Source organism: Acinetobacter sp. YH12219, from assembly GCF_013417875.1.
Taxonomy (GTDB): domain Bacteria; phylum Pseudomonadota; class Gammaproteobacteria; order Pseudomonadales; family Moraxellaceae; genus Acinetobacter; species Acinetobacter amyesii.
Genome location: NZ_VPDC01000055.1, coordinates 1 through 3347, shown reverse-complemented (window position 1 = coordinate 3347; position 3347 = coordinate 1). Strand labels below are relative to the sequence as shown.

The following is a 3347-nucleotide window of genomic DNA, read 5'->3' as shown; positions in this document are numbered from 1 at the left end:
GTAAATTTTCAGCGTTGCTGGCTCCCCGTCAGCCGGATTGGGTTGCATCGCAGGGGTGTCGAAAGAGTCAACTGCGGTCCAAAGCTGTTGGACTTGGGTGAAAAGGGCGTTTATTCTTCCTATACGTGAACCGCATCCTACGGAATGAGTAACCCTTGCCCTATTGTGAGTAGAACGTCGTATAATTCAAACGAAAGCAGTTAATAGGTATGAAATATCACAGCACAAAAGAGCGACAGGACATGTTTAGATGATGTTATTATAAAATAATAACATCATGGATGAATAAAAAATAATTTTCTATCTTTACAACTATGTTATACTTCTATGATAAGGCTATGATGGCAAAGCCTTGGTTTTCCTAATCAAATAGTCGCCGAGATGGCTTCAATGCGACAGTAGGTCTACTGTCTCACAATTAATTCATGTATCAGATTTTTGTTCCCTGATGGGAAGTGTTATCCATACGAAAAGAATATGGGTAAAGTGTTACACCTGTATATGACATTCAGAATGTCCTGTCGGGGGAACTGGTACCAATTTAATAAAAGAAAACAGTATAGAAATGACAATCGAAGATATGCAAACATTAGCCCTAGAGCATGGGCTGAGAATTTCGGAAGAGATGAGCGTCAATGAGATGGGCATCGACTTTAGAGTTGCCTTTGTAAAGGAAGTAAACGGTGAGAACTGGGTACTCCGTATACCTCGAAGAAGCGATATGCTTGAACAAATCGAAAATGAAAGTAGAATATTGGATTTAGCCAAAAGAAACCTGTCGATCAATGTCCCTGATTGGAAAATTGTATCGGAGCGCCTAATAGCCTACCCTTTACTGGAGGATGCGCCTGCTCTGACATTCGATGCGATAACACATGAGGTTTCTTGGAACATAGATCGCGATAGCATAGCTTATGTGGAGTCTCTGGCAAAATCATTGGCCGAATTACATCGTATTACAGCTGACGATGTGAGAAAGAGCAACTTGAAAATAATGACTCCAAGTGAATTGAGGACCGAAATAGCTGACCGTATCCACTTGGTGAAATCTGAGATAGGTATCAGCGAGCCGTTGGAAAACAGATACCGTAGATGGTTGGACAATGACCCTTTGTGGCCTGAATTCACTTGTTTCATCCATGGCGATCTCTATGCAGGGCATGTCTTAACCTCGAAGGAAGGTAAGACCTCTGGTATCATAGATTGGTCTACTGCGCATATGGGTGATCCTGCACTGGACTTTTCTGGTCACGTATCGGTTTTTGGAGAGGATAGCCTGAAGAGTTTGATAACGGAGTATGCTAAACAAGGCGGAACGATATGGGATAGGCTCTACGAACAATCTATAGAGAGGGCTGCTGCAGCTCCATTAGCATATGGCGCTTTTGCGGTAGAGTGCAACGACGATAATCATATCAATGCCGCCAGAGCAGCCTTAGGTATTGTTCAATAAAATGATGTGAGGATACTTTTTTAAATGCTAAAATAGGAGTTCGATTGGTGCCACTTAAGAGTATCATTGATTTCTATTTTAGCCAGTATCCTCCACTTTTAGGAGCTCCTCGAAACTCGATTTTATGATCATCTCTTAAGATTTTGAGCCACCGCTCTACTATCTTGACAGGAACTAATAGCTCGTTTACTAAAAATGGTGCACGCTTTCCTGGATTAGTTCTTATCTGATTAAATAGTAGATTTACTCCCTCACTTACTCCCTCATTAGATTCGAAAAGTAGCTTTGATGAGACAATAACTCGAAAACCGTGCTGGAAATTTTCAAAGACAGGGGGACGCAGACCATAGGATGCGAAGCCTTCTTGGATTCGTTTGATGCCTGACCCATATTTTTCAATAAAATGCGCTTCTTTGAACGTGGCAGATATCCTTTTATTGCGCGCCCATGGCGAGTAATCTTCACGAAGAAGCTGATCAATCGTTAAGTTATCAGCTAAACCACCTGGATTGAAAAACTCTATGGAATTGTAATACACCCTGATTATGGAATCGGCAAATTAATTTGGACTTGGGTGAAAAGGGCGTTTATTCTTCCTATTACGTTGTCGGCAGCGGGCCAAAAAGGAATACGTCCATGCCCATCGAGGTGAAACCGGCTGTGAGCGCGGGTTCAAGCATATAGCCCGACAGGCGCGTATCCTTGCCGATCACGACACGATGGCGGTGGTCACCGCGACGAAAGACACGGCCAGCCGCCATGCCGACGCGCAAGGCGGTTTCCGCCGTCATCGCGCCTTCGTTGGCTTTGCCACGAATACCGTCTGTGCCGAAATATTTGCGCACCATAAGGTCGATTATCCTGTCGTCGGGTCGCCCTCAAAGGGGACATGCCTGCTGAACCGCGAATATAGAGAAATATCCCGAATGTGCAGTTAACGAATTCTTGCGGTTTCTTTCAGCGCCGCCAATACCGCCAGCCCGTCGCGCAAGGGGCGCGGCTCGTGTGTGCGGATGAAGTCAGCTCCACCTGCGGCGGCGGCAAGCTCTGCAGCGAGTGTCGCGGCCCCGACATCCCCCGGACCACGGCCTGTGAGCGCGCGCAGAAAGGATTTGCGCGAAACAGACAGAAGCACCGGCAAATCGAAGCGCAGCCGCAATTCATCGAACCGCGCCAGCACCGAGAGCGAGGTTTCGGGAGCAGCCCCCAGAAAAAACCCCATGCCGGGATCAAGGACAAGGCGGTTGCGTTTGATACCGGCACCCGTCAGCGCCGCGATGCGCGCGTCAAAGAACGCCGCAATGTGATCCATGATGTCGCCAGCGGGTGCCTCGCGCCGATCTGCCTGCCCGTCTTGCACCGAATGCATAACGACGAGTTTGGCAGATGATTTCGCCAATTGCGGATAGAACGCAGCGTCTGGAAAACCGCGAATATCATTGAGATAGGCCACACCACGCGACAAGGCATAGGCTTGCGTCGCGGGTTGATAACTGTCGAGCGAGACGGGAATGCCATCTGCCTTGAGCGCGTCCAGCACCGGCGCGATACGCGCGATTTCTGTGTCGGACGAAACAGGCGCGGCGTCGGGATTGCTGGATGCCGGACCGAGGTCGATCACATCTGCCCCCTCGGCCATCAGCTTACGCGCCTGCGCAATGGCTGCGTCTGGCGCCAGATACCGGCCTCCATCGGAGAAACTGTCCGAGGTTATGTTGACGATGCCGAAAATGATGAGCGATTTATTCATGGGGGCTTCTATAATAATCTCTGTACACGACAAAAATAGATAACTCATTGAAATAATGTCACAATAATTGTTTTCTAACGACGAATACTATGACACATCTCAATGAGTTATATCTTATCTTAAACAAATCTCTAAAATGGAACA

Annotated in this window: 4 protein-coding genes; 1 reads left to right on the top strand and 3 read right to left on the bottom strand. The window is 47.4% G+C overall.

The window, feature by feature from the left end:
• Positions 1-565: 565 nt before the first annotated feature.
• Positions 566-1453 (top strand): Mph(E)/Mph(G) family macrolide 2'-phosphotransferase, encoded by an 888-nt coding sequence (gene mph / locus FTV04_RS16470; RefSeq protein WP_071830579.1) that lies wholly within the window; start codon positions 566-568, stop codon positions 1451-1453.
• A gap of 73 nt (positions 1454-1526) precedes the next feature.
• Here mph and FTV04_RS16465 read toward each other — a convergent pair whose 3' ends face one another.
• The 3 genes from FTV04_RS16465 to sul2 all read right to left on the bottom strand — a co-directional run bounded on the left by FTV04_RS16465 (position 1527) and on the right by sul2 (position 3203).
• Positions 1527-1991: an ATP-binding protein gene (locus tag FTV04_RS16465; RefSeq protein WP_071830580.1), complete on the bottom strand. Its 465-nt coding sequence runs from the start codon at positions 1989-1991 to the stop codon at positions 1527-1529.
• 61 nt (positions 1992-2052) lie between these two features.
• Positions 2053-2301, bottom strand: a complete 249-nt coding sequence (locus FTV04_RS16460) for a phosphoglucosamine mutase (RefSeq protein ID WP_071830581.1) — start codon at positions 2299-2301, stop codon at positions 2053-2055.
• An 86-nt stretch (positions 2302-2387) separates the two neighbouring features.
• The gene (sul2, locus tag FTV04_RS16455) at positions 2388-3203 is read right to left on the bottom strand and encodes a sulfonamide-resistant dihydropteroate synthase Sul2 (RefSeq protein WP_001043260.1); all 816 of its coding nucleotides are present in this window, start codon (positions 3201-3203) and stop codon (positions 2388-2390) included.
• Positions 3204-3347: the final 144 nt, after the last annotated feature.

Coding starts and splice junctions, on each gene's coding strand:
- mph (WP_071830579.1), top strand. CDS start 566: ATGACAATCGAAGATATGCAAACATTAGCCCTAGAGCATGGGCTGAGA.
- FTV04_RS16460 (WP_071830581.1), bottom strand. CDS start 2,301: ATGGTGCGCAAATATTTCGGCACAGACGGTATTCGTGGCAAAGCCAAC.
- sul2 (WP_001043260.1), bottom strand. CDS start 3,203: ATGAATAAATCGCTCATCATTTTCGGCATCGTCAACATAACCTCGGAC.